Source organism: Brevundimonas diminuta ATCC 11568, from assembly GCF_000204035.1.
Lineage (GTDB): Bacteria > Pseudomonadota > Alphaproteobacteria > Caulobacterales > Caulobacteraceae > Brevundimonas > Brevundimonas diminuta.
This window is the reverse complement of sequence record NZ_GL883086.1, coordinates 2,170,178-2,172,269: the sequence shown is the minus strand read 5'-3', so window position 1 is coordinate 2,172,269 and position 2,092 is coordinate 2,170,178. Positions and strand designations below refer to the sequence as shown.

Below are 2,092 nucleotides of genomic sequence, written 5' to 3'. Positions count from 1 at the left end.
GGGCGGGACCGGCGTCGCGCCAGTCGCCGAAGGCTTCATCCGCCAGGGCGCGGGCCTCGGCCGGGGTCACGTCGCCCGAGAAGACCAGGGTCGCCTGCGACGGACGGAAGCGGTCGGAGTGGAACACCGCCACGTCGTCGCGCGTCAGGGCGGGGATGCTGTTCACCGTCCCCGAGCCCGGCGCGCCGTAGGGGGCGTCGCCGTAGATCACGCGGCCCACCGACTGGGAGGCGACGGAGCCCGGCTGGCTCAGCGCCACGCGCAGGCCGTCCAGGGTCTGGGACTGCTGACGCTCCAGCTCCTGGGCGGCGAAGGTCGGGTTGCGCACCAGATCGGCCATCAGGGTCAGGGTCCGGCCGAACACGTCCTTGGGCGCATTGGCGTAGACATTGGTGAAGTCGGCGCCCGCGCCCGCGCCGATGCTGGCGCCCAGCTGTTCGATGGCGGTGGCGATTTCCGGGGCCGCCTTGGTCGTCGTGCCCTGGGTCAGCAGGGCGGCGGTCATGGAGGCGACGCCCGGCTTGCCCGCCGGATCGTGGGCCGAACCGGCGTTGAAGTTCAGCCGCGCCGAGACCAGCGGCAGGCCCCGCGTCGGGGCGACCAGGACGCGCAGGCCGTTGTCCAGGCGGAAGTCGGCGATGGCCGGGGTGGCGGGCGACACCTCAGGCCCCGGCTGGGGCAGGCGGGCGCGCTCGGCTTCCGGCAGCAGGACGGCGACCGGACCGGCCGGAGCCAGGGACGCGACCGTGACGGGGGCGTCGACGTTCTTCTTCTGCTCGCTGGGCGCATTGGCGTCGTCGGCGGGCAGGTAGTTGATGGTGATCTGGCGCTGCGGCGTCAGATAGCGGCGGGCCACGCGCTGCACGTCGGCGGCGGTGACGGCCTGGATCTCGGCGATCTCGCGGTCGGCGGCGGTCGCGTCGCCGGTCATGATCAGCGCCATGCCCAGGGTGGTGGCGCGGTCGTCGATGCTTTCACGCCCGCGCAGGGCGTCGGCGACCAGCTCGTTCTTGGCCTCGGCCAGTTCGGCGGCGGTGACGGGCTCGTCGCGCAGACGCGCGATCTCGGCCTCCAGCGCGGCCTTGCCGGTCTCGACCGTTTGGCCGCCGGCCATGATGGCGTAGGCGGCCAGGTTGCCCGCCTGCTGGGCGAAGTCGGGGTTGGAGCCCGCCGAGGCGGCGATCTGCTTGTCATAGACCAGCGAGCGGTACAGGCGGCTGCTCTCGCCGGTGGACAGGATGCCGTCCAGCACCGTCAGGGCCGCGCGGTCGGCGTCCTTGTAGGCCACGGTGTTCCAGGCCAGGGCGACGGCGGGCAGGGGCACGTTCGGCGCGTAATAGGTGGCGGTGCGCGGGCCGGTCGGCTCGGGCTCCTTCACATCATTGGCGGGCATGGGCGTCGCCGGACGCTTCAGCGGGGCGAAATATTCGTCGACCCAGCCGTCCAGCTGCGCCTGATCGAAATTGCCCGCCACGATCAGCATGGCGTTGTCCGGCCGGTAGTAGGTGGCGTGGAAGCGCAGCACGTCGTCCAGGGTCGCGGCGTCCAGCTCCTCGATCGAGCCGATGCCCGGACGACGATAGGGGTGGTCCTGGTAGATGGTTTCGGGCGTGAACAGGCCGAACAGGCGGCCATAGGGGCTGGCCAGGATGCGCTGGCGGTATTCCTCCTTCACCACGTCGCGCTCGGAGGCGAAGTTGGCCTCGTCGACGACCAGGGAGCCCATGCGGTCGGCCTCGGCGAACAGGATGCGCTGCAGGTGGTTGGCCGGGACGACCTCGTAATAGGCGGTCACGTCGTCGGCGGTGAAGGCGTTGTTGAAGCCGCCGACGTCCTCGGTCAGACGATCGAACGTCTCGGACGGCATGTTCTTCGTCGCCTTGAACAGCAGGTGCTCGAACAGGTGGGCGAAGCCCGAGCGGCCCGCCGGATCATCCTTCGACCCCACGCGATACCAGACCTGGACCGTGACGTTGGAGGTCGAGGCGTCGCGCGCCGTATAGACCTCCATGCCGTTGGCCAGCACCCGCTTGGCGAAGCCCAGCGGCGGCACCTCGACCCCGCCCTGGGCGGCAGACGCGGCGGCGGGCGG

The 2,092-nt window shown here is 71.3% G+C and carries 1 protein-coding gene; it reads right to left on the bottom strand.

Features of this window, described 5'->3' with window-relative positions:
• On the bottom strand, positions 1-2,092 hold a 2,092-nt coding region (locus BDIM_RS14415; RefSeq protein WP_050796804.1), incomplete at both ends, for a M16 family metallopeptidase.